Genomic DNA, 21,591 nt, shown 5'->3' on the forward strand with positions numbered 1-21,591 from the left:
TCTGCGCCGCCACCCCGTTCGCGAACGTCCTGATCGACCCGACCGGTCAGGAGGACCTGTTCCCCAAGGACTTCGTGATCGCTCTGCCCCGCCCTTCCGGCTCCATGGGGGCGCGCGAGTTCCACGACTTCGACTCACCCGTGCCGGTGCACAAGCGGACGGTCGCCGACTCGAAGGAGCTCGCGCACGTCCGACCCGTGGAGGAGGCCATCTCATCTCTGGCGTCGCGGACGGACAAGGTTCGGCTCACGCAATGCCGGGCCGGAGCCGGGCCTGTGCTCAGTCCGCAGCCAGTCCGCAGGACACCCGTAAACGGCCGTCGGGACCCAACGCACGCCAACGGAGAAACACCTGTTCAGGGCGCTGTGTGCGGCTCCGCCGCAGGTCAGGATCGGATGGCAGGCATTCCGCTTCAACGTGTAGCGGTGGATTCCTTGATCTGCCGAGGTGCAGGTCAAGGGTGTAAAACCCTGGGTAAGGGGCCGGGTCTCAGGTCCGGCCCCTTCTTGTCCCGCTCGGTGGTTCCGACCTTCTTGGCGCCCTGTGCTGACGGCGCCATGCAGGTTCACCTGCGATGACGGCTGTATGCACACTGTTTCTACAGTGCCGCTCGACAAGGGCTCGACAGAAGGCACATGAGGTACTTGGGTACCATGGCTCTGGAGGTGAGAGTCATGGTGGCAACGCCGAAGACGGTCCGGCAGTCCCCGCTGAAGGTGGATCCGGAGACAGATCAGTTGATCAGCCAGGGCGCGCATTTTCTGGGCCTGACGAAGAAGGACCTTGTCGCTGAGGCCGTGCGGGTCTACTTGGAGCAGAGGCGGGAGGACCTGAGGGCCGGCATGGTCGAAGCGCTCCAGGTCCTCGACGGGTCGCTCAAGTCGGACGTGATGCTGCTGACCGGGCTGACTGCGGAGGAGATCGACGCGGTCGGCGGGATCGACGAGTAACGGAATCGGGAACCTGATGCGCTCAGCACGCCCCACCCTGCGCTGTCTGCAGGAGGACCTCGATCTCCCGCTTCCGCCGGTCACTGCGGCACTGGACGAGACCGACCACCCGATCGTTGCCAAGGCGGCGGAACAGTTCGCCGATGCCGAGGCCAAGCACGAGCGCATCCGCGCCATCGACGACCAGGTGTTGTTCAAGGTCAAGGTGCAGCGCTGGCGTGGAGCCGTCTGGATAGACGCGGATCTTCCGTGGCTGGTGGCGGCCGGGAGGCGGGAGGACGGTTCGGGGGACGACTTCTACGCCAAGCTGGAGGCGGAGGGGAAAGCGGCTCGTGCGCAGTACAACGCCACGCATACCGAGGCGCTGAAGACCGTCACGTCCACGGCGCACTTTCTGCCGACGAGAGAGGACCACATCCGATATCGGGCCGAAGCAGGTGTCCGCTTCGTCCGCCGGCTGCGCACGACTCTGCTCGACCTGGCGCGAGCCACTCTGCGGGACGGCCGCGAGCACGCCGTCGACTTCGACACCTTCACCTTGGGGCTGCAGGTCCGCGCCGATGACGGCCATGAGACGTACCTTGCCGTACGGATCACCGGCTCTGTGCCGCCGAACCTCACGACCATCATCCTGCGCAACGTTCCTGGCTGTGAGGTGGAGGGCTGGTACCCGGAATACGCCCTCCCCGAAAGGGAGCTTCTGCCGGCGGAACAGGCGTGGTCCAACATCATGGATCCGCGAGCGGCGGCCGAAGTGCTCGACCATGTGGACTGATCCAGGACAGCAGGGGAGAACACGTATGCCCGGGCATCTCGTCGAGTACGAGGTGCCCCCAGCAAGGGTGGGGACACCGACGGCTCGCCTACGCAGTCTCATCCAGCACCGACCGCATCACCGGTGTCGTCAAGGCCGTTCTTGTTCTTCACCACGCGTCAGCGTGAGGTTGTAGAACGCTCGGTGAGGTCCTGTCGTGCGGTCGGCAGGCAGCCGGTTTCGGTGGATCGGCCGTACAGGTAGCGGGACTGTTCCCGAGGGGTGAGAGGAGTGTCGACGGCCTCGCAGAGGGCGCGGATCGCGCGGGCCGGATCGGGCAAGTCTACGTTCCACAGCTCGACGGAGCTGCCCGTGGCGATGGCCAGGGTGCGCCCGTCCGGGCTGAACGCCACTGCTGCGGGCGAGCGGGTCGGCAGGGTGATTCTGGCCTGCTTGGTGGCGAGGTCCCACAGTTGGACCCCTCTCGCGCTGCTTACGGCCAGGGTGCGTCCATCGGAGCTGAAAGCCGGCGAGGCCACCCGACCGCCGACCCGGAAGCTGTCCTGGAGTTGACCGGTGCGCGCATCCCACGTCTTCACGGTTCCGTTACTGCCGCTTGCGGTCGCCAGGGTGTGCCCGTCCGGGCTGAACGCGAGGGACAGCACGCTCCCGATGCTCGGCTTGATGATGCGCTGGGTGCGGCCGGTTGCGGCGTCGAGCAGCGTGACCCGTTCGCCGTCGGCCTCGATGGTCACGACGGCGAGTGTGCGGCCGTCCGGGGTGAACGCCACCGTTCTGACGGGTTGGCCGTCGGCGGTGCGGGCGATGTGCAGTGCGCCGGTCGAAAGGTGCCAGATCCACACCGAGCCCTCCAAGCCGACGATGGCAAGCCGTGTCCCGTCGGGACTGAAGACCGCCGTGTCGAGGGCGTCCAGGGCACGGCTTTGGCGAAGGCGGCCCGTGGCGACATCCCGGACCTCGATCACCCTCCTGTTCTTGATGGCCCTGGCAGCCAGGGCGCGCCCGGCCGGGCCGAACCCCACAGCCCCGAAGCGGGAGGAAGTCGTGGGGGGCAGCCGCCGGTCTCCCCGGAGCACTGGGTCGGTGTCGAGCGCCAGTGTGGCTTCGCGCTCGCCGGTCCCGGCATCCCAGAGCTGTACCGACCCATGGCCGGGCGGCCCTTGGCGAACCGTGGCCACCGTGCGTCCGTCCGGACTGAATGCCGTGTCGGAGACGTACGTGCCGGCACGGCCGGGCAGAGTGGTCCGCGGGTGATCGGCGGACAGGTGGTGGACGCGGACGGTGGGGTCCGAGTTGCTGCTGGTGGCCAGGGTGCGGCCGTCCGCGCTGAGGGCCACTGTCATGATCCCCCGCCCGTGGTGACCGGCGGTCACGGTGGCCCGCTCCGTGCCGGAGGCGGTGTCCCACAGTCGCACCGTGTCCCCAAGGCCAGGGATGGCGAGGGTCCGTCCGTCCGGGGCGAAGGCCACCTCGTGCAACCCGGTGGGACCGTCTCCGACGGAACCGTCCCTGAAGGTACGCCGGACGATGCCGGTGGCCACCTCCCGCAGGTGCACCACACCATCGGTGCGGCCCACCACGTATGTCCGGCCGTCCGGGCTGAAAGTTACCGCACGGCCCTCGCTTTGGCTGTCGTGGGTGGTCCGGGTGCGGCCGGTGGCCGCGTCCCACACCCGGACCTGTCCGTCGAGGCCCACCGCGGCGACGGTACGTCCGTCAGGGCCGAAGGCGACCGCCTGCGGGGCAAGGTGACCGGTGAAGCTGTGCCGCGTGCGGCCGGTGGCCACGTCCCACACCCGTACAGCCGCCGGGGAGGAGGCGGCCACGGTACGACCGTCAGGGCTGAAGGCCATCCCGCCTACCGAACCGTCGGGGACGGTGAAGGTGCCGAGTTTTCTGCCGGTGGCCGGATCCCACAGGCATATCATCGCTTCGTCGCCACCGACGCCGGCGACAGCGAGGGTGCGTCCGTCGGGGCTGAACGCCGCGACCCCGCTGTGGTCGAGGCCGGTGAACGTGTGTCGGAGCCGGCCTCCGGGCAGATCCCAGATCCGCACTGTGCCGTCTTTGCCGTGGGCGGCGAGGGTGCGTCCGTCCGGGCTGAGGGCGAGGGAATGCACGGGTTCGGTGCCGCTGGTCAGGCGCTTGCGCAGCGGTAGCGCCGCGGCGGCGTACAGGGCGGCGGTGGCTTCGCGGGTCGGGCTGGTGCGGTAGGCGTGCACGGCGAGCAGTGAGGCGAGGTCGGGTTCGGAGTCCAGCAGTGCACCGGACTGGGCGGCCAGTTGCCGGGACTGGGCCAGGTGCTGGGCGGTGACCGCGCTCTGCCGCTGCCCCATGGCGAGGCCGGCGGCGACGAGGGCGAGGCACAGGGCGGTGGTGACCGCGGTGAGGAGCAGCCGGGACCGGCGACGGTCCTTCCGCTCGTAGCCGTGGCTGGCATCGAGGAAAGCTTGCTCCACGTCGGTCAGGTCCTCGCGCGGTGCGCGACCGAAGTGTTCCCGGGCGGCGGCGAGCCGACTTCCCCGGTACAGAGCGCCCTTCTCGCGGCCCAGTTCCTGCCAGGCGTGGGCCGCTTCGGTCAGGTTCCGGTGCGCACGCAGGCGTTCGCGGTCCTCCTCGATCCACCCGCGCAGCCGGGGCCAGGCCGTGATCAGGGCCTCATGGGCCATCTCTGCCGTGTCACCGTCCAGGGTGAGCAGCCGCGCCCCGGCGAGTGCCTCCAGCACCTGGGCGGTGTCGTCCCGGCCGGCGCCGGGCAGTTCCGCGCGCTCGACGGGACGGCGGGTGTCGGGGGTGCCGTCGCCGGGGGCGACCAGGCGCAGCAACACCCGGCGAGCGGCAGCCGCCTGGTCTTCGGTGAACCGGCCGTAGACCTTCTCGGCGGTCTTGGCGATCGCGCCGTCCAGGCATCCGGCCGCCTCGTAGCCCGCCATGGTCAGTGTCTTGCCGCGGCGGCGGCGCCAGGTCTCCCGCAACGCGTGGGACAGCAGCGGCAGCCCGCCCGGCGCGTCGGCGACCTCCTTGACCAGCCGAGTGGTGAGGACGCGTTCCACGGTCAGTCCGGCGGCCGTGGCCGGCTTGACGACGGCGTCGCGCAGCTCCGCCCGGCTCATCACTCCGGCCAGGAGATTGGCATCGCGCAGTGCGTCGGCCAGGTCGCGGTGCTCGGCGCAGCGGCCGTAGAAGTCGCCGCGCACCGCCAGCAGCACCCGCAGGCGGCTCTCGGGCTGCCGGGCCGTCAGCAGCAGGTCGATGAAGCGGGCACGCTCGGCGGCATCGTGGCAGAGGGTGAAGACCTCCTCGAACTGGTCGACGATCACGAACGTGTCCGCCCCGGCGCTGCCGTCGCCGGGAACTGCGGGGGCGAGGAGGGGTGCATGGGTGCGGGCGGGACGTTCGCCCGGGGTGAGGATCCGGATCGCGGCCGGGCGCAGGCCCGGCTCCTGAGTGCGTCGCAGGACGGGTAACAGGCCGGCCCGCAGCAGGGAGGACTTGCCACTGCCGGAGGGGCCGAAGACCGCGGCGAACCGCCGCCGGCGCAGCAGGTCGACCAGGTCGGCGGTGAGCTGTTCCCGGCCGAAGAACAGGCCGCTGTCCCCGGTCTCGAACCGTGCCAGACCCCGGTACGGCGCGAGTGATTCGTCGTCGTCCCGGGAGCCGTCACCGGCGGACTCCTCCACCGCCTCCTTCCACCGGGCCTCCCATTCCGCCAGGTCTCCACCGCACGCCCCCGCATAGGCCAGGGCCACCGGCAGCGTCGGCAACCGCTCGCCCGCCGCCGCCTGCGACAGCGTGGTCACCGAGTAGCCCGCCCGCCGGGCCAGAGCCCGGTAGGTGATCCCGTCCGCCTCCGCCCGCAGCTTGCGCAACTCGAACGCGAACCGCTGCACCGGACCCGCCGCCGGATCCACCGGCACCTCACGACGCCCCGCCACGCCTTCACCCCCTCCAGCCGCCCCGCGTCGGAGCGGGCAGTCGATCCATGCACCCTCTATGACACGAAAGGCTCGGGCCCCCGTCTCATTGTTCGGCCGCCGGAACGGTACTGCCGAACAATGCTCCGGCCGCTGAACTCGGTGATGTGAGCGGCGCGGGGGACCGCTCTGCGGGGAACGCCCTGCCGGTCGTCGGCGACCGGCAGCGCGGCCTGCGAGCGCGCCGACAGGGTCGAAGGCTCGGCGCTCTCCCCCCGCCCATTGCGGCCCCCGCCGGCACCCGCCTCACGACAAGCCCGACCGACACCCCACCGAAGAGGACTCTGCCCACGCATGGAATCCCCACCTCTCGTTCCTGCCGCACCAGCGCCCTCGCCTTCCGCTGCAGATCGATTACTGAAGGTGATATCGACGGCCGGTCCGTCGCGGTTGGGCTGGCTGGACGCGTTGCGCGGCATCGCCGCACTCGTCGTGGTGTTCGATCATTCGTCGTACACCTTCATGGCGGACTTCCGACGGGAGTTGATGCCGCAGTTCAACACCAGCCGCTACGGCATCATGGTGTTCTTCCTGGTGAGCGGCTACATCATCCCCGCGTCGCTGGAGCGCCGGGGCTGCGTCCGGACGTTCTGGATCGGACGGATCTTCCGTGTGTACCCACTGTGGGCGGCTGTCGTCACGGTGCTCCTCGCCCTGAACCTCTTGGGCGTTGCGGAGGTACGTGACTTCGGTCAGCAGAGCGCTGTCACCGTGGCTGTCGCCCACGCCACCATGCTCCAGGAGTTACTGGGGACACCCAGCCTCCTGCTCGTCCTGTGGACGCTCTCCTACGAGATGGCCTTCTACCTGCTGGTCGTCGCTCTTTTCACGGCCCGCCTCCACCGGCAGTCCGCGGCGGTCGCCGTCGTTCTGGCCGTACTCGCCGCTGTGAGCGTGACGGCAGGGGGTGTGCTGCCGTCCTCTGCCCTGTCCGGTCTGGTCGGCACCGGCCCGCTGATCACGTTTGTCTCGATCGCCATGGGGGCCGCCCTGTGCTGTGCGAGCGCCGGGTCGTCCGTACTCCGGGGGTTCGGGGGTGCGCTGGGCGGCGTGACGGCGCTCGTCCTGGTCTCGTTCAACGGCACGGTCCCGCTGTGGGAGGGCCTGGTGATCCTCTCCGTGATGTTCTTCGGCACCGCCGTCTACCGTGCCGAGAACGGTCAGAGCAGCTGGCGCCGTGCGGCCGGCGCTGCCGTCGTCGTGGTCGCCTGTGCCGTGGGGAGTGCGTACCGGTACGGCGACGGTGAGCACTTCACACGGCGCGGCTGGATCATCGCGTTCCTGCTGGCCGTGCTCACCTTCGGAGCCGGACTGGCGTCGCGCCGCCGACGCATACCGCGGATGCTGACCGGGTTGGGAACGATCAGCTACTCGGTCTATCTGGTGCATCCGGTACTGCTGGCGGTGATCGACAGCACGATCGGCCGACGGCGGCAGGACAGCCCCGCGCTCGAAGTGGCGTTCTTGATCGTGCTGCTGCCCCTGTGCCTGCTGACTTACCGTTACATCGAAGCGCCGAGCCAGACCCGGGGTCGCAGGCTGGCACGCCGCGTGCAGCCACCGTGACGAGCGCCCGTACCGCACCGCCTTCGAGGTGCCACTGCTGACGCGTGTGTACCCGACAGAAACCGCCAGGTGTCGGCAGGGTGGCCAGGGTCGATTGTCATCGGGTCGTGGCACAGTGCGCGGTCATGGACATCGACACGTTCTGGAACGTCATCGAAGCCGCGCGAGCCAGGGCGGCCGAAACGAGCGAGCCATTCGACGAGGTCCTTGTCGAGCAGCTCGCGGACAGACCGGGGCAGGAGATCCTGGAGTACGCGGAACGCTTCGACGAACTGCACGACGCCCTGTACCGCTGGGACGTGTGGGCGGCTGCCTACCTCATCGGGGGCGGGTGCTCCGACGACAGTTTCATGGACTTCCGTGCCGGGGTGATCGCTTCAGGCTGTCAGTGGTACCGGCGTGTGGCCACTGACCCGGACAGCCTCGCGGCGCACCCTGGTGTGGTTCAGGCCGCGAACGTCCGGGACCGTTCCGAGGTGCTGTTCTACGAGGGCGTGAACTATGCGGCCAGCGGGGCGTTCGAGCGGATCACGGGTGATGCGGATGCCTTCTACGAAGCCTGGCACAGTTTCCGCGGGGCTGACGCAGAGAGCGACAACGCGGTTGACATGGGTGAGGACTTCGACTTCGACGACGACAAGGAGATGAGCCGTCGGCTTCCCCGTCTGGCAGCTCTGTTCCTTGGCTCAAACCCCTGAAAGGTGGGTGGGTCGGCGAGACCGAACGCGTGCCCTGGGCATGACGCGAGGTCCACTCCGGCGAATTGGTGAAGAGGAAGACAGCCGAGGCGGACGACAGGCACCGGCAAAGCGACATCTTCGGCGCGTCCCGCAGCGCTCCTCGGTATCGAAGACGTGACTACCCGTTGGCGAACTCGCACTGGAGATCGGCCCAGCGCCGCTGTTCGTCGGGGGTGTAACCGGTCTGGTCGCGGAGGTGGACGAGGGCGTTGACCCACTGGTCCCAGAGGCCGTCGGGCTGGGTGAAGCGGTCGGCGTGGTGGGTGCCGAGGTGGGCGTCGAGACGGAGGAGAGCGCCGAGGGCTGCGGGCTGGTCGTAGCGGAGGTCGGTGCGGGGCAGGTAGCGGTCGAGGTAAGCGGTAAGGATCTCGGCGTCCGCGTGCGTGCCGAGGCGGGCGAGGGCGAAGCAGTATCCGCGGCCGGAGTAGCAGACCTCACTGGCCAGGAGCAGATCGCCGATGGGATCGCGGAACGCTTCGCGGCGGTCGATGCCGATCAGCCAGGCCGCAGTCAGTCGCGCACGCCACTCGAAGTCGAGGAGAGCCGCCAGTTCGGCGTCGGTGATCGTGGCCGCGTCGTCGAGCAGACGGCGCGTGAAGCGCTTGGAGTGTGGCCATCCGGGGCGTAGGAACCGGTAGCTGTTCAGTTCGAGGTAGCGCGGATGAGGCGAGTCTTTCCTCGTCACGTAGCGCTTGATCACATGGCCGAAGCCGATCTCCTCAGGGTGCTGGAACGGCATGGGTCCTCACCTTTCCGGGTGCAGGTCGGTGCGGTCGATCCAGGCGGGGGTGACGAAGATGCTGTCTCCGGCAGGGGCTTCGGAGGATTCCGGCAGGCACCAGGTGCGGGCCTCTTCGACCAGGTGCTCCCAGGGCGCGGTCCAGTCGAGTTCCCAGTCCGGGCCGGTGCCGGAGATGCCGTACGTGCGACTGGCCTCCACCCGCCAGAACTGCGAGCGGCTCGTCCGCGGCCGGAGGGCGGGCGTACCGCCGACCGGGTTGGTCGCAGACGCCGAGGTGCCGGTAGTCGTGCTGGGCGTCGATCAGGGAGACCTTGTTCGCTCCGCCGCCCATGGTCGGCCGGCGGAACTGGAGCCTGTCGTCCTCCCAGAAGCAGACGGGACAGATCCCGGAGGAGCCGGGCACGGCGTCGAGCACGCGGTGCCCGCAGCCGTGGCAGGGGGAGCGGTCGCTCACGTGCGCAGTCTCGTTGCAGGTCCGGCCGGTGCGCCATGGATTTTTCTGTTCGGCGCCCCGGCCAGTCCGCAGGACGCTCGTAAACAGCCGTCGGGAGTCAACGCATGCCAACGCGGAAACCCCAGGTCAGAGGCCTGGATGGGGCTCCGCCGCAGGTCAGGATCGGGGATCAGGCATTCGCTTCAACGTCTGATGCGTTCGGCGAAAGGCCGCCCGATCTGCTGCGGGGGAACCTCGGCGAGCGAGGCCGTGCAGGCCAGGTTGCGGCAACTGGTGTCCGAGGCGTTGGGCGGGTACGAGGTCCGGGACATGCCCGGTACGGCCTCCGTCGTATCCGGCGCAGGGCCGACTTGACAGCCGACTGGTCACGGAGAACACGGCGTCAGCTTGTGTGCAGGGCCAGGGTGAGTACGACATAGCTGTGGTGCTCGCGCCCGTGCGGTGAGCGGACGGTCGACACGAGGATTTCGGCGGTGATCCGACGGTTCGCGTAGGCACTCAGCAGGCTGGTGACCTCGTGATCCACGCGCGCCGTGATCACGCCCCGGTCGGCCGTCTCGATCTCCACCGTTCCCCGCAGCACGCTGCCGCCGACGAGCCTGCCCGCCAACCGTTCCGAGTGCTCCTCGGGCTGCGCGGCGCGCAGCGCGTCCCGGCATCGCTGGGCGTTCCTCGAGCCGAGGCGGGAGGCACGCACACCGTTGTACGGGGAACTCCAGGTCAGGCTGACATCGGTGCCCGAGTCAGCGAGTACCTCTGTCAGGTCGGCAAGACGGTTGAAGACCCGGCCACCCAGGGGCAGCGCTGTTTCGATCACCGCGTCGATGGCTCCTGGCCCTGTCTCCGCCCGGTCAGTGATGTCAAGGACAGTTCCCATCGCGCGGTCCAGCAACGACTCCGTCGGGGCCATCTCCGGTAGCGGGGGCTCGACCTCGTCCGCCGGTGCTTCCTCCAGGACCATGCCGTACGACGAGGGGAAGCTCGCTGCAGCGTAGAGCCGAGTTGCCTTTCGGACGGCTTGCGGCAACGGACCGTAGTCGTGTGTGGGGCGACTTTCGTCGAGGGCGTGGGCGACGGTGGTGACGGCCTCCTGGAAGAGGGTCAGCCACTGTCCGAGTACGGACGACTCCACGCGATGTTCCCGGACGGGCGTCCCTTCGAGAGCCAGCCGGAGCGATCGCCGAGCCGTACCGGCTTCGGCGCTGCTGGTTGCGCAACCCACGGTCTTCAGCAGCTTGCGTCGCTGTGCCGCAGCGAATTCATCTGCTGACCGCACCGGATGATGCCCGTCTGCTTTGGCACGGTTGGCCTGTATCCAGGCCCGCAGGGCTTCCTTGTCCGAGGGATCGGGCAGGTTCTGCGGACTGTTCACAGCAGCACCTCCACATATCCTCGCCGGGCCCTGTCGGGGACACCGTTCTGCCCGCTCCGGCAGCGCTGCCAGACCTCGTCATAGACCCCGAGGCTCTCGAAGGCCTTGTGGTCGCCGGGTGCCATGGCCCCGGTCACCCCCAGGGAGCGGAAGTCCTCCGTCTCGGGAAGGCGCAGGACATACGCGTCCACTCGCATGCCATGGCGCGCACACCAGTCCTTGGTACCCAGATTGTCAAGGTAGTCAACCGTGTCGGCGTCCGCCATCGCCCGAGCGTATGCATCTGGAGATATGAGGTAGGTGACGTCGACGTCCTCGGGATCCACTTTGCCGCTGACGAAGCTTCCGGCGAGCCAGAGCCGACCCACTGCTCCGGTTGTGAGTTCCACCATCGCGTAGTGGGTCTGCAGCTCTCCGAAGAGGCGGCCGCGCGTGGACGATTCCGTGAAGTACGTCGCCTTCACCAGTTCCGACTCGACTTCGTCCCAGGTCAGCGGAAACCTACCCGGAGGAGGGCACTCCGTGACGGAATCGAATGCGGGCAGTGGTGACATGCGGGCCCTTTGGTCAAATGGTGTACGTAGAGTAAACCTAGTGGGTCTCTCGGTGACGTGTGGGCCGAACGCGTGAAAGCGTGGCAAAGCTGCCGACCCGCAGGAGATGGTGATCGACAGCACGGTCGGCCGGCGGCGGTAGGACGATCCCGTGCTCGTGGTGGCGTTCTTCGCCGTGCTGTTGCCGCTGTGCCTGCTGACCCACCATTGCGTCGAAGTGCCGAGTCAGACCTGGGGCCGCAGGTTGGCGCGCCGTGTGCAGTCACTGGTGAGCGTCCGTGACGCACATCGTCTCTGCGATGCCACCGCAGACGCGTGGATGTCCGACAGGGGCAGCGGCGTCTCGACGGGGTGGCCCGGACCGATTGTCATCGGGGCGTGGCACAGTGCGTGATCGTGGGCGTCGAGGCGGCCACCGCCTTTACCGCGATGGTGCTCGGGACGATGGCCGGCTCCTGTGCTGAGTCGTGGACTGTGCAGTACGCGACGAGAGAGGGTCGGGCGGAAGACTCTTCCCCGGCCTTTCCCGGGCGGCTTTCGCGTGGGTGGCGGGGGCGCGGCAGGTGTTCGCCGAGGAGGCGGGGGCGGCTTCGAAGTTGTTGATGGATGCCGGTTTGCACGGGCGCAGGTATGCGATCGATGCTGAGGTCGCCGAGGCCGCTTTGCGGCAGCACCGCCCCGTGGTCATGGTGACCTCCGACATCGACGACATGGTCAAGCTGTGCGGCCATCGCGTCCGGCTCGTGGCGGTGTGATGTCCCTTGGCCCGGCTCACCCACGCAGTCCCATCGACGAGCCGGAGACAGTCCGCAGGATGCTCGTGACGCCCGTCGGCGGACTGACGAGGGCGTGGAGGTTGAACAGGGCTGTTCGGGGTGCCGGTCAGAAGGCCGTTTCTGCCGCCCGGAGGCGGGGTCGGGTGTCGGTGAAGGAGTACGGGGGCCAGGGGCCCAGGAAGCGGATGCGGACGGCGGGTCGGCGGGTCCGCAGTTCGGTCAGCACGGTGCCGACGGTGTCGATGTCCTCCCGCCTGACGAGCAGGGCGGCGCACAGGACGTCCGTCTCGTCCGCGGCACGGTGGGTGGGGCCGCGGTCGCGGTAGTCCTCGGCGACGGAGAGCAGACGGTGCCTGGTCTCGGCGTGCAGGGTGTCGGCGAGCCGTCCGGCCGCGTTGCGGGCCCGGTGCTCCCGCTGCTTGGCCATCAGCCTGCGCATGCCGGGTGACAGGTCGTCCGGCAGGCCCTCCGGTGCGTCCTCTCCCGCGCCGCCCGCTTCGCCGGTGGTGACGGCCGTACGGTCCACGGTGATGTCGACCCGCAGTTCGCACCGGCCGGACAGTTCCTCCAACCGGCCCGCGATGTCCGCCGCCTGCTCGGTGATCCACTCGGTCAGGCGCCGTTCGGCGCTCCGTCCGGCCGCGGGCCGGTCTTCGGCCGGCGGCTCCTCGGCGACCAGGACGTTGAAGGTCATCGGCAGGACGCTGCCGGTGCGCTCCCACACGGTGTTCACCGCCCGGCTCTGCTCCTCCACCCAGCGGCGCACCTGCTCGTCGTCGCCCTGGAGGGGAGACGGCGGGGCGTCGTGCACCAGTGCCGCGACGGAGGTGCCGGGCGCGCGCACCAGCCGCAGGGGGCGACCGTCGATCCCGGTGACGCCGTCGGCTGCGTCCTGGCGGTCCGGCCGGTCCGGGAGCAGCGCGTACACGTACAACGCGGTGTGCTCGGTCATCGGCCCGCCTCCTCCGCCCAGCGCCGCGGGTTGACCAGCTTGTCCACGACGTCGTCGACCACCTCGTCCAGCCCCCGGTGCAGGTCGGCGACCGAGGAGACGATGCCGTGGTCCTCCTTGATCTGCTCCAGCGCCTCGTCCAGTTCCAGCAGGGCGTCCGCCAGGCGTTCGGCCTCCTGCGGGGTCAGGTCGTGGCCGTTCATGCGGCGCAGCGCCTGGCGGTCCAGCGCCTCCTGGATGACCTCCACCAAGGTGACCACCAAGGACAGCACCCCGTGTTTGAGGCTCTTCTCGTCGACGGTCAACGGCATGTCGGCGCTCCTTCCTCCTGCTGTCGTGCTCGCTCGCTCATCCGGCCGCCGCCACGGGCCCCGCCGCGCGCAGCCGTTCCGTCCAGGCCGCCGGATCGTCCGCGGCCAGCCGCACCTCGTCGCCCGCGGTGGTGTGCACCGCGAGGACGCCGTCCTCCCCGGCGGGGCTGTAGGCGGGCACCCGCCGCACCGCGGTGATGTCCGCCGTGGACAGCACGAGCGCCGGCCGGGAATCCACGGGGGACTTCCAGATCAGCCTGTCGGCGGTCAGCCGTCCCCGACCGCCGCGCCACAACGGCCCGCCCCGGCGCGGTTCGTGGTACCACAGGTGCCCCTCGACGGAAGGCGGCTCCTCCTCGGCGGGGGGCGTGAACGGGAGGGCGGCCACCGGGCGGCCCGCGCACGCCTCGGTGATCAGGGCGTGCAGTTCTCCGGGCTCCCGGGCCGAGAGGCGTTCCTGACCGCCGTCGGCCAGCGCGACGTCCAGGCGCAGCCGTTCCTCGCCCCCGACCGTCCGCTCCGGTGCGAGACGCACGGCGGTGACGGCGTCGAGGCGGGTCTGCCACAGGATCTCCCGCGGTTCGTCCCGCAGGACGACGAGGCGCCGGTCGGTGAGGTGGACGGTGCCGGGCCGCCAGCCGTGGTAGAGGCCCTCCGTCAGGAGGTGGCCGCCGCTCATCCGGCAGACGACGTTCTCGCCCTCCTCCAGCTCGAGGGCACGGCGGGCGACGGACCGCTCGGCCCAGGCGCGGGTCTCCTCGTCCCAGTGGCGCATCATCCCGTGCTCCAGCATCGTCTCCATCCCGGCGACGGCCGCCCGGAGGGAGACGCCGATCAACGGGATGTCGGCCACGGCGACGATCAGGTCCAGGTGCAGGACCGCGCCCTTGTTCAGCAGGACTTCCAGCAGGTCGTCCAGGGTGACCCGCGGGTCCCGGGTGGGGCGCATCGGTGCCGGGTCAGCCGTCACGCCGTTCCGCCTCACCCTCGTCGTCGGTGGCGGCGGCGGTGGCGGTGCCGGCGGGCTCCTCCCGGCGCTCGGACCCCGCCGCCGGGAGTGCGTGCTCGGGGCGGTTCCGCACCTGGGCCTGCGCGCTGCGCCACCCGCACCAGGGGCACCACTCGTCCAGCAGCTGCTCGACCGGGGCGCGCTTGCCGCAGGCCGGGCAGGTCTCCTTCTCCTCGCGTGCACGGCGCCACGCGGCGGTCTCGGTGTCCGTGCCGGACGGGAACTCCAGCCCGTAGCGGGCCGCCGTCTCGAACGAGGCCAGCGCCGCGCGCAGACGGATGCCCAGCAGCTCCACCCCGGCCACCGAGACCATGATGTCGGCGTTGAGCACGAGGCCCTTGTCCAGCAGGGTTTCCACCACGTGGGCGAGGCTGCCGTCGCCGTCCCGCCGGGGCTGCATCGGGGACGGGCCCGCACCCGGAACCCCGCCCCGGGACGGGCCACCCCACGAGACCGCGGACGGGGACCTGCTGTCGCTCGGGGCGGTCCTCTCGGGATAGTTGCTCATTCCGCGCGTTTGTCCGCTCTCCTGTCACTTACACACCCGGGACACACCCGGGCCCGGGCCGAGAACGCGTGGGGACGGGACGATCCACAGCGCACCGCGGACGTCCGACGGGGCCCGGGGGCCGCGGTGGGAGGATGCGGGGAGGGCCGGAGAAAGGGCGGGAAGCGTGGGGCGGGGTGAGCGGGAGACGGTCGCGAGGGGAGCGCGACTGCACGAGGCGGCGCGGGCGGTGCTCGGTGACCACGACAGGGCCGTCGAGGTGGTACGGGCGGCACTGAAGCCGATCCACGAGGCGGCGGTGCGGCGGGAGCTCGACGCCATCCCCGTCGCCCGGCTGCAGGACGTCACCGAAGGACGGCTCCGGCTGGGGGAAGTCGAGAAGAGCGGACTGCGCACCGTGGGCAGCGTGCTCGAAGCGGGCCCCTACCGGCTGCGGCAGATTCCCGGTGTCGGGCAGCGCACCGTCGACCGGACGCTCGCCGCCGCCCGACGGCTCTCCGAGGCCGCGCACGAGACCGTGGCCGTCCACATCGACGTGGACCGGCCGGAACCGGGCACCACCGCGCTCGTCAGGGCCCTGCACGTACTGGTGGAGGCCGGCCCGGAGACCCGGCGCGCCGTCGACAGGGCCACCGCACTGTCGGAGCGGCTCGCTCCACTGCTGACCGACGCCGGGCCCGCCGCCAGGCGTCTCGGGATGCTCGTGGCGGGCCGGGAGAAGAGGGCGCGCGCGCTGACCGCGGTCACCGGTATCCGGACGCTGGTGGACGAGGAGGAGCGGGCGGGCCTGCCCGGACTGCTCGCCCAGGCCTCGGTGGACCTGCTGCGGGGGCCTTCCTCCGAGGTCGCGGCCTGGGTGGACTTCGAGCTCCGCTCGGCCGAGTACTACAGCCTGCTCGCCGAGATCTCCGGACGGTCGCCCGACGCGGCCGCCACCGAGGGGTTCCTGCCCGACGAGATCGCCGAGCGGGTGCGGACCCAGCATCTCGACGACGCCCACCGGCGGGTGTCCCTGCGCGGTTACCAGGCGTTCGGCGCGCGGTTCGCCCTCGCGCAGCGCAAGGTGATACTCGGCGACGAGATGGGGCTCGGCAAGACCGTCCAGGCGATCGCCGTGCTGGCCCATCTGGCCGCCGAGGGACAGAGCCACTTCATGGTCGTCTGCCCGGCGAGCGTCCTGGTGAACTGGACCCGGGAGATCGAGACCCGCAGCTCCCTGCGTGTCAGCGTGCTCCACGGTCCCGACCGGCACGACGCGTTCGCCGACTGGAAGGGGCGGGGCGGGGTCGGGGTGACCACGTTCGACGCACTGCGCGGATTCCCCACGCCGGGCGGAGGCGAGATCGGGCTGTTCGTGGTCGACGAGGCGCACTCCGTGAAGAACCCGAAGGCCAAGCGGTCCCAGGCGGTCGCCCTGTGGGCGGAGCGCTGCGAGCGCGTCCTCCTCATGACCGGAACCCCGATGGAGAACAGGGTCGCGGAGTTCCGCAACCTGGTCCGGATGCTCGACGGCGAGGTCGCGGAGTCCCTAGGCGAGGGGGACGCGCCGGCCGGATCGGTCGCCTTCCGCAAGACCGTCGCCCCGGTCTACCTGCGGCGCAACCAGGAGGACGTGCTGACGGAACTGCCGAGTCTCCAGCAGACCGACGAGTGGGAGGAGTTGAGCGTCTCGGACGAGGAGGCGTACCGCGAGGCCGTGCGCGCCGGCAACTTCATGGCGATGCGCAGGGCCGCGTACGCGCGCCCCGGGAAGTCGGCCAAGCTGGAGCGGCTCCGGGAGATCGTCCAGGAGGCCGGTGAGAACGGGCAGAAGACGGTGGTCTTCTCCTACTTCAAGGACGTCCTGGGCGTGGTGAAGGAGACACTCGACACGGCACTCGACACGGCGCCCGCCGACGGCGCCGCGGTGTTCGGTCCGCTCACCGGAGGCGTCCCGGCCGGACGGCGGCAGCAGATCGTCGACGACTTCACCGGCGCCCCGGGCCCCGCGGTGCTGCTGGCGCAGATCCAGGCGGCGGGCGTCGGCCTCAACATGCAGGCCGCCTCGGTCGTCGTCATCTGCGAACCCCAGATCAAGCCGACCCTCGAGCACCAGGCGGTGGCCCGGGCCCACCGCATGGGCCAGGTCAGGCCGGTCTGTGTGCACCGCCTCCTCGCCACCGGGGGAGTGGACGAACGCATGGTGAGGATGCTGGAGGACAAGACCCGTCTGTTCGACGCCTACGCACGCCGCAGCGCCGTGGCCGAAGCCACCCCGGACGCGGTCGACGTCTCGGACACCGAGCTGGCGCGCCGGATCGTCGAGGAGGAACAGGCACGCCTGGGCATGACCGACGAGCGGCCCGCGGCACCCGAATGAGAGAGGGGCTGACGGCGGATCACCGGCCCGGCCGCCGACGGTCCGGTCCCGGTGCCGTGTGGTCGAAGGCGTCGGCCGCCTCCTCGTCGGGGCGGCGAGCGGTGCGCGGGTGTGTGGTCCGTAGCAGCTCACCAGGGATCCGGAGGCATGCGGGTCCGTCTCCTCCGGTTCGCTCGTGACCGAGCAGCCGCCGCCCTCCACGTCGCCCGGCCGGCCATGAGCCGGCGGCTGCGCGGGCTGGAGGAGCGCCTCGGTTTCGCGCTGTTCGAACGCGGCGGGGCCGGCGTGGTGCTCGCTCCCAGGGGTCCTGCCTCCTGTCTTGTGCCGCCCGGCTCACAGGAATTCTTCACACCGTCCCGCCGACCGGCCGGGTGCGCGTGTCCTGTGCCGCGCCGGGTACTCGCGCCGAGGCGAAGAAGGGGGCCGCGCTGTGGCGGCGGCCGGGGGGAGCGGACGCGGGACGGGAGGAAGACCGGTTGGCGGCACGGTTTCGGAGGATGGCTCGCCTGCTGGGGTGGGAGCTCGCCGCGGTGGGCCGGAGCGCCCGCTCCGCGCTGAGACATCCGGGCCCCGAGCGGGACACCATGGTGCAGTCGCTCAAGGCCGCCGGCGCGGCGATCGCCGCCTGGGCGCTGACCGGATGGTGGCTCGAAGCGCCGATGGCCCTGCTGGCCCCCTGGACCGCCATCGCGCTGGTGGCGAGCACCGTCTACCGGTCGGTGTACGCAGGGGTGCAGCAGTTCGCCGTCATCGTGGTGGGCACGCTGTGGGCCTCGGCGGCACTGGCCGCCACCGGGAACTCCACCCTGGGCGCGATGGCCCTCACCCTGCCGCCCCTGGTGCTGATCGGCACCCATCGCCGACTGGGCGACCAGGGCATCTACGGCGCCACCACGGCCCTGTTCGTCATCACCTACGGCGCGTCCACGGCGGGAGCCGTCGGCCACCGGCTGCTCGAGACGCTGATCGGTGCCGTGGTCGGTATCGCGGTCAACGCGTTCGTGCTGCCGCCGGTGCATCTGCGCAGCGTGCGGGAGAACCTCCACGCGCTGGTCCACCACGGTGGGGAGCTCCTGGCCGCGGTGGCCGAGGGGCTCCGTGGGGAGGACGGGCTGTCGGACGCCGCGGAGTGGCACGACCGGGCCTGGAGGCTGGGCGGGACGGTGCGGGCCCTGGCCGACGCCAGGGGGTGGACGTCGGAGAGCTACCGGTTCAACCCCGGGTGGCGGATGCGCCGCAACGCCCCCGCGCTGCCCCCGACCGAAGTGGACACGGCCTGGGAGCGGATCAGCGGTCATCTCGTCGCCCTCACCCGTACCCTCGAGGGCGCGGCCGGCGACGAGCCGCGCCTGGTGCCCCCCTCCTCCGCGTACCTGGTCCGCTGTGCCGACGTGCTGGAGCGGGCGGCGACCGTGTGCCGCGTGGACGCGGAGGTCCTGGAGGAGGCCGGACGGTCCCTCTCCGCGTCGCAGCAGGACCGGCGGGACGCCGCACTGCGGGAAGCGCTGGCCGCCCACGACGCGCTGACCACGGACATCAGGCGGGAGGAGGGGGCGGCGGTCGCCACGGGAGGCGAACTCGCCGTGGAGAGCCACCAGCTCCTGTGCGAACTGGCGAACGTGGCCGGACACCATCGGCGCGCGCCCGCACCGGAGCGGTAGCGGCGGGCACGCGCTGATGGTGTCCGGCCTGTCCGACGAGGGCGGTCAGCGCCCGACGGCCTTGCGCAGTTGCTGCTTGTTCATGGTCGAACGGCCTTCGACGTTCTTCTTCTTCGCCTCTTCGTAGAGCTGGTCCTTCGTGGGGCCCTGCGCGCCCCTGTGGGAACGCTCTCCGCCCCGCTGCGACGCTGACTTCGGGTCCTGGGTGGAGGTTTTGCTCGAGGACCTGGCCTCACCCGAGCGCGCACGCTCCTTGTTCACCGTGCGCGCGGCGATCTCCTTCGCACGCCGCTCCGACCTGCCGCGCTCCTCGGCGCTCTCCTTGATGTGCTCGTACTGCCGCTCTCGCTTGGCGTTCGATCCGGACGGCATGACGTGTCTCCTCTGTCTCGTCTGTCTCGTGCATCTCGCGTCTCGTGCATCTCGCGCGTCCCGCACGGATGTCACACGGGCACCGGCGCTCTGCGGGTACCCACGACCGGCGGCATGCCACGCCGCGCTGCCGCACCGCGTCGTGCCGCGGGCGTTAACCGCGCACGACATGGGCACTCGTCCGCGAGGCACCCCGGTCCGCGACGTCAGGAAGCCGCGCGGGCCGCGCACCGTAGAAGGAGGCCGTGATGTCACCTCTGACCGCTTCCCCGTCCATCCGGGGACTGTCGGCCGTGGTCACCGGCGGTTCGCGGGGGCTGGGGCTGCTCCTCGCGGACGAGCTGGCCGCTCGGCACTGCGCCGTGACGATAGTCGCCCGGGACGGCGAGGAACTGACCCGGGCGGCGGACCTGCTCCGCCGGCGCCGCGGGGCACGCATCCGCACGGCGGTGTGCGACGTGCGGGACCGTACGGCCGTGCGGGACGCGCTCGGCGAAACCGCCAGGGAACACGGAGGCGTCGACCTGGTGATCGCCAACGCCGGGATCATCCAGGTGGCGCCGGTGAAGGCCGTCGGCGCCGAGGAGTTCCGGTCCGCGATGGACACGATCTTCTACGGCGCGCTGTACACGTCGCTGGAGGCGCTGCCGTATCTGCGGAGGAGCCCGGCCGGCGGCCGGCTCGCGCTGATCGGTTCGGTCGGCGGGCTGCTCGCCGCCCCGCATCTGCTGCCGTACTCCTGCGCCAAGTCCGCCGTGGGAACGCTGGCGGAGGGGCTCCACGCCGAAGCCGCTCTCGACGGGATCTCCGTCACCGCCGTCCACCCGGGCCTCATGCGCACCGGCTCCCACCTGCAAGCCGTGTTCGGGGGCGAGCAGGAGAAGGAGTTCGCCTGGTTCTCGACGGTGGCGGGCATGCCGTTGGTGTCCATGGACGCCGGCCGGGCGGCGAAGGCCATCGTCCGCGGCGTCCAGCGACGGCGTACCCGGATCGTGCTCACGCCCGCCGCCCGCGTGGCCGGCCTGGTGCACGGTGTGGCACCGGCGCTCACCACCCGGGCCACCTCCCTGGCCGCCCGCATGCTCCCGTCCGCCGGAGACGGCCGTCGGGGGCTCCGGAAGGGCGCCGAGGTCGGGCCTCCGTCCCACCCGGTGGCGCGCAGGGTCCGTGCGTGGGGCAGCGCGCTCAACGACCGCGCGTCGCGGGCGTACAACCAGCGTCCCGTGTGACGGCAGGGTGCGGTGCGCACAGCGGGCGACATGAACAGGAGGACGACGTGCACAGGAGGGCGACACCATGACGAACGGGAACGACGCACCGAAGGACCCCACCAGCCTGCACCCGCAGCCGAACTTTCCCTCGCAGGACCAGCCGCACCCGGGCTGGACCGGTCCGATGGACCCGCCGCCCGACCACGGCGAGGACTCCTACCGCGGCAGCGGGCTGCTGAGGGACCGGAGGACCGTGGTCACCGGAGGCGACTCCGGTATCGGCCGGGCGGTCGCCCTCGCGTTCGCCCGGGAGGGCGCCGACGTCCTGTTCACCCATCTGCCGGAGGAGGAGGACGAGGCGCGTGAGACGACGCGGCTCGTGGAGGAGGCGGGCCGGCGCGCCGTGGCCGTCGCCTGCGACATCCGCGAGGAGTCCCAGTGCCGGTCGCTGGTCGACAGGGCGGTGGCGGAGTTCGGGCGCATCGACGTCCTCGTCAACAACGCCGCCTACCAGATGGCTCAGCCGAAGGGCATCGGCAGCATCTCCACCGAGCAGTTCGACCGGGTCGTGCGCACGAACCTCTACGGCATGTTCTGGCTGTGCAAGTTCTCCCTGCCGCACATCCCGGCGGGCGGCTCGATCATCAACACCACGTCCGTCCAGGCCTACAAGCCCACCCCCCACCTCCTGGACTACGCGATGACGAAGGGGGGAATCGTCACGTTCACGCAGGGCCTGGCCCAGATGCTCGTGTCCGACGGGATCCGGGTGAACGCCGTGGCCCCCGGGCCCGTGTGGACCCCGCTGATCCCCGCGACGCTGGAGGACACCGCCGAGTTCGGCAAGCAGAGTCCTCTCGGCCGCCCCGCCCAGCCGGCGGAGATGGCGCCCGCCTATGTCTACCTGGCCTCGGAGCAGGCCAGTTTCATCACCGCGGAGGTCCTCAACGCGACGGGCGGTACGCCCCTGCCCTGACCCCGTGACGGGGCTGCTCCGGCCGGCCGCCGTCCCGGGCTGACGTCGCCGCGTCGCCGCCCGGGACGGCGGCCCGTCCGGACCCGCCCGTACCCGTCCGGAGCCGTTCGGGCCTCTTCGCGGAGCCCGGCGAGACCCGCGGTGATCTCGGGTTCACCGTGCCGCACTTCGGGCGAAGTGCGGCTTTCGTGTGTTCGCCCAAGGGTGTTCGACGAGACCTCCCGCCTGACGTGGCGCGCCACCGGAGAGGTGTCGTCGAAAGCCCGGTGGGAATATGACGCGCGCATGGCAGGCCTGTTTCGTTCGTGCAGGCCTCTTGTGCGATTCCT

20 protein-coding genes and 2 pseudogenes are annotated in these 21,591 nt (G+C 70.7%); 10 read left to right on the forward strand and 12 right to left on the reverse strand.

Annotated features, from left to right (window positions below; translation table 11 throughout):
- The first annotated feature begins 674 nt into the window (after positions 1–674).
- A complete protein-coding gene (locus ACWEQO_RS29890; protein WP_279334138.1) occupies positions 675–950 on the forward strand; it encodes a hypothetical protein in 276 nt (91 codons plus the stop codon).
- 16 nt (positions 951–966) lie between these two features.
- Complete coding sequence (locus ACWEQO_RS29895; RefSeq protein ID WP_452985904.1) at positions 967–1,725, forward strand: hypothetical protein; 759 nt, start codon at positions 967–969, stop codon at positions 1,723–1,725.
- A 158-nt stretch (positions 1,726–1,883) separates the two neighbouring features.
- On the opposite strand, the gene ACWEQO_RS29900 is transcribed toward ACWEQO_RS29895, so the two are convergent.
- Positions 1,884–5,660, reverse strand: a complete 3,777-nt coding sequence (locus ACWEQO_RS29900) for an nSTAND1 domain-containing NTPase (RefSeq protein ID WP_452985905.1) — start codon at positions 5,658–5,660, stop codon at positions 1,884–1,886.
- Positions 5,661–5,993: 333 nt separating this feature from the next.
- Between ACWEQO_RS29900 and ACWEQO_RS29905 the strand changes: the two genes are divergently transcribed.
- A complete protein-coding gene (locus tag ACWEQO_RS29905) occupies positions 5,994–7,265 on the forward strand; it encodes an acyltransferase family protein (RefSeq protein WP_452985906.1) in 1,272 nt (423 codons plus the stop codon).
- Positions 7,266–7,390: 125 nt separating this feature from the next.
- On the forward strand, positions 7,391–7,963 hold the full coding sequence (locus ACWEQO_RS29910) for a DUF4240 domain-containing protein (protein WP_361451769.1): 573 nt from the start codon (positions 7,391–7,393) through the stop codon (positions 7,961–7,963).
- A 160-nt stretch (positions 7,964–8,123) separates the two neighbouring features.
- Here ACWEQO_RS29910 and ACWEQO_RS29915 read toward each other — a convergent pair whose 3' ends face one another.
- From ACWEQO_RS29915 to ACWEQO_RS29940, 6 genes and pseudogenes are all read right to left on the reverse strand, one after another.
- Positions 8,124–8,744 (reverse strand): DUF6000 family protein, encoded by a 621-nt coding sequence (locus ACWEQO_RS29915; RefSeq protein ID WP_452985907.1) that lies wholly within the window; start codon positions 8,742–8,744, stop codon positions 8,124–8,126.
- 6 nt (positions 8,745–8,750) lie between these two features.
- Positions 8,751–8,945, reverse strand: a complete 195-nt coding sequence (locus ACWEQO_RS29920; protein ID WP_452985926.1) for a hypothetical protein — start codon at positions 8,943–8,945, stop codon at positions 8,751–8,753.
- Positions 8,946–9,024: 79 nt separating this feature from the next.
- Positions 9,025–9,201 (reverse strand): annotated as a pseudogene (locus ACWEQO_RS29925) (CPCC family cysteine-rich protein); the annotation flags it as partial.
- Between the two features lie 182 nt (positions 9,202–9,383).
- Positions 9,384–9,512: a hypothetical protein gene (locus ACWEQO_RS29930; protein WP_361451775.1), complete on the reverse strand. Its 129-nt coding sequence runs from the start codon at positions 9,510–9,512 to the stop codon at positions 9,384–9,386.
- A 71-nt stretch (positions 9,513–9,583) separates the two neighbouring features.
- A complete protein-coding gene (locus tag ACWEQO_RS29935) occupies positions 9,584–10,573 on the reverse strand; it encodes a hypothetical protein (RefSeq protein WP_452985908.1) in 990 nt (329 codons plus the stop codon).
- Positions 10,570–11,127, reverse strand: a complete 558-nt coding sequence (locus ACWEQO_RS29940; RefSeq protein WP_452985909.1) for a DUF6932 family protein — start codon at positions 11,125–11,127, stop codon at positions 10,570–10,572. Before ACWEQO_RS29940 ends, ACWEQO_RS29935 begins: the two co-directional genes overlap by 4 nt.
- A gap of 542 nt (positions 11,128–11,669) precedes the next feature.
- Between ACWEQO_RS29940 and ACWEQO_RS29945 the strand changes: the two are divergent.
- Positions 11,670–11,882, forward strand: a pseudogene (locus ACWEQO_RS29945) (DNA-binding protein); the annotation flags it as partial.
- Positions 11,883–12,009: 127 nt separating this feature from the next.
- Here ACWEQO_RS29945 and ACWEQO_RS29950 read toward each other — a convergent pair.
- The 4 genes from ACWEQO_RS29950 to ACWEQO_RS29965 are packed head-to-tail and all read right to left on the reverse strand — an operon-like array spanning position 12,010 to position 14,683.
- Positions 12,010–12,855, reverse strand: a complete 846-nt coding sequence (locus tag ACWEQO_RS29950; protein WP_452985910.1) for a GvpL/GvpF family gas vesicle protein — start codon at positions 12,853–12,855, stop codon at positions 12,010–12,012.
- Entirely contained in the window at positions 12,852–13,166 is a 315-nt protein-coding gene (locus ACWEQO_RS29955; protein ID WP_361451787.1) for a gas vesicle protein K, read from the reverse strand. Before ACWEQO_RS29955 ends, ACWEQO_RS29950 begins: the two co-directional genes overlap by 4 nt.
- Before the next feature lie 37 nt (positions 13,167–13,203).
- Entirely contained in the window at positions 13,204–14,136 is a 933-nt protein-coding gene (locus ACWEQO_RS29960) for a gas vesicle protein (protein ID WP_452985911.1), read from the reverse strand.
- Positions 14,126–14,683: a gas vesicle protein gene (locus ACWEQO_RS29965; protein WP_452985912.1), complete on the reverse strand. Its 558-nt coding sequence runs from the start codon at positions 14,681–14,683 to the stop codon at positions 14,126–14,128. The genes ACWEQO_RS29960 and ACWEQO_RS29965 overlap by 11 nt, the downstream gene beginning before the upstream one ends.
- A gap of 166 nt (positions 14,684–14,849) precedes the next feature.
- On the opposite strand from ACWEQO_RS29965, the gene ACWEQO_RS29970 reads away from it, so the two are divergent.
- The 3 genes from ACWEQO_RS29970 (at position 14,850) to ACWEQO_RS29980 (ending at position 18,703) form a co-directional block, all read left to right on the forward strand.
- Positions 14,850–17,042, forward strand: a complete 2,193-nt coding sequence (locus ACWEQO_RS29970; RefSeq protein WP_452985913.1) for a DEAD/DEAH box helicase — start codon at positions 14,850–14,852, stop codon at positions 17,040–17,042.
- A 147-nt stretch (positions 17,043–17,189) separates the two neighbouring features.
- Positions 17,190–17,600 carry a helix-turn-helix domain-containing protein gene (locus ACWEQO_RS29975; RefSeq protein ID WP_452985914.1) on the forward strand — a complete coding sequence of 137 codons (411 nt, stop codon included), beginning with the start codon at positions 17,190–17,192 and terminating at the stop codon, positions 17,598–17,600.
- Positions 17,540–18,703, forward strand: coding sequence for an FUSC family protein (locus ACWEQO_RS29980; protein WP_452985915.1), 1,164 nt, complete (start codon positions 17,540–17,542; stop codon positions 18,701–18,703). The genes ACWEQO_RS29975 and ACWEQO_RS29980 overlap by 61 nt, the downstream gene beginning before the upstream one ends.
- Positions 18,704–18,748: 45 nt before the next feature.
- Here the strand turns inward: ACWEQO_RS29980 and ACWEQO_RS29985 are convergent, their stop codons facing one another.
- A complete protein-coding gene (locus tag ACWEQO_RS29985) occupies positions 18,749–19,075 on the reverse strand; it encodes a plasmid stabilization protein (protein ID WP_361451805.1) in 327 nt (108 codons plus the stop codon).
- Positions 19,076–19,323: 248 nt separating this feature from the next.
- On the opposite strand from ACWEQO_RS29985, the gene ACWEQO_RS29990 reads away from it, so the two are divergent.
- Complete coding sequence (locus tag ACWEQO_RS29990; RefSeq protein ID WP_361451808.1) at positions 19,324–20,304, forward strand: SDR family NAD(P)-dependent oxidoreductase; 981 nt, start codon at positions 19,324–19,326, stop codon at positions 20,302–20,304.
- A gap of 67 nt (positions 20,305–20,371) precedes the next feature.
- Positions 20,372–21,262, forward strand: a complete 891-nt coding sequence (locus ACWEQO_RS29995) for an SDR family oxidoreductase (protein ID WP_361451811.1) — start codon at positions 20,372–20,374, stop codon at positions 21,260–21,262.
- The last annotated feature ends 329 nt before the right edge of the window (positions 21,263–21,591 follow it).

It is taken from the genome of Streptomyces sp. NPDC004051, from assembly GCF_053604275.1.

Coding starts and splice junctions, on each gene's coding strand:
- ACWEQO_RS29890 (WP_279334138.1), top strand. CDS start 675: ATGGTGGCAACGCCGAAGACGGTCCGGCAGTCCCCGCTGAAGGTGGAT.
- ACWEQO_RS29895 (WP_452985904.1), top strand. CDS start 967: ATGCGCTCAGCACGCCCCACCCTGCGCTGTCTGCAGGAGGACCTCGAT.
- ACWEQO_RS29905 (WP_452985906.1), top strand. CDS start 5,994: ATGGAATCCCCACCTCTCGTTCCTGCCGCACCAGCGCCCTCGCCTTCC.
- ACWEQO_RS29910 (WP_361451769.1), top strand. CDS start 7,391: ATGGACATCGACACGTTCTGGAACGTCATCGAAGCCGCGCGAGCCAGG.
- ACWEQO_RS29915 (WP_452985907.1), bottom strand. CDS start 8,744: ATGCCGTTCCAGCACCCTGAGGAGATCGGCTTCGGCCATGTGATCAAG.
- ACWEQO_RS29930 (WP_361451775.1), bottom strand. CDS start 9,512: ATGTCCCGGACCTCGTACCCGCCCAACGCCTCGGACACCAGTTGCCGC.
- ACWEQO_RS29940 (WP_452985909.1), bottom strand. CDS start 11,127: ATGTCACCACTGCCCGCATTCGATTCCGTCACGGAGTGCCCTCCTCCG.
- ACWEQO_RS29950 (WP_452985910.1), bottom strand. CDS start 12,855: ATGACCGAGCACACCGCGTTGTACGTGTACGCGCTGCTCCCGGACCGG.
- ACWEQO_RS29955 (WP_361451787.1), bottom strand. CDS start 13,166: ATGCCGTTGACCGTCGACGAGAAGAGCCTCAAACACGGGGTGCTGTCC.
- ACWEQO_RS29965 (WP_452985912.1), bottom strand. CDS start 14,683: ATGAGCAACTATCCCGAGAGGACCGCCCCGAGCGACAGCAGGTCCCCG.
- ACWEQO_RS29975 (WP_452985914.1), top strand. CDS start 17,190: ATGCGGGTCCGTCTCCTCCGGTTCGCTCGTGACCGAGCAGCCGCCGCC.
- ACWEQO_RS29980 (WP_452985915.1), top strand. CDS start 17,540: ATGGCTCGCCTGCTGGGGTGGGAGCTCGCCGCGGTGGGCCGGAGCGCC.
- ACWEQO_RS29985 (WP_361451805.1), bottom strand. CDS start 19,075: ATGCCGTCCGGATCGAACGCCAAGCGAGAGCGGCAGTACGAGCACATC.
- ACWEQO_RS29990 (WP_361451808.1), top strand. CDS start 19,324: ATGTCACCTCTGACCGCTTCCCCGTCCATCCGGGGACTGTCGGCCGTG.
- ACWEQO_RS29995 (WP_361451811.1), top strand. CDS start 20,372: ATGACGAACGGGAACGACGCACCGAAGGACCCCACCAGCCTGCACCCG.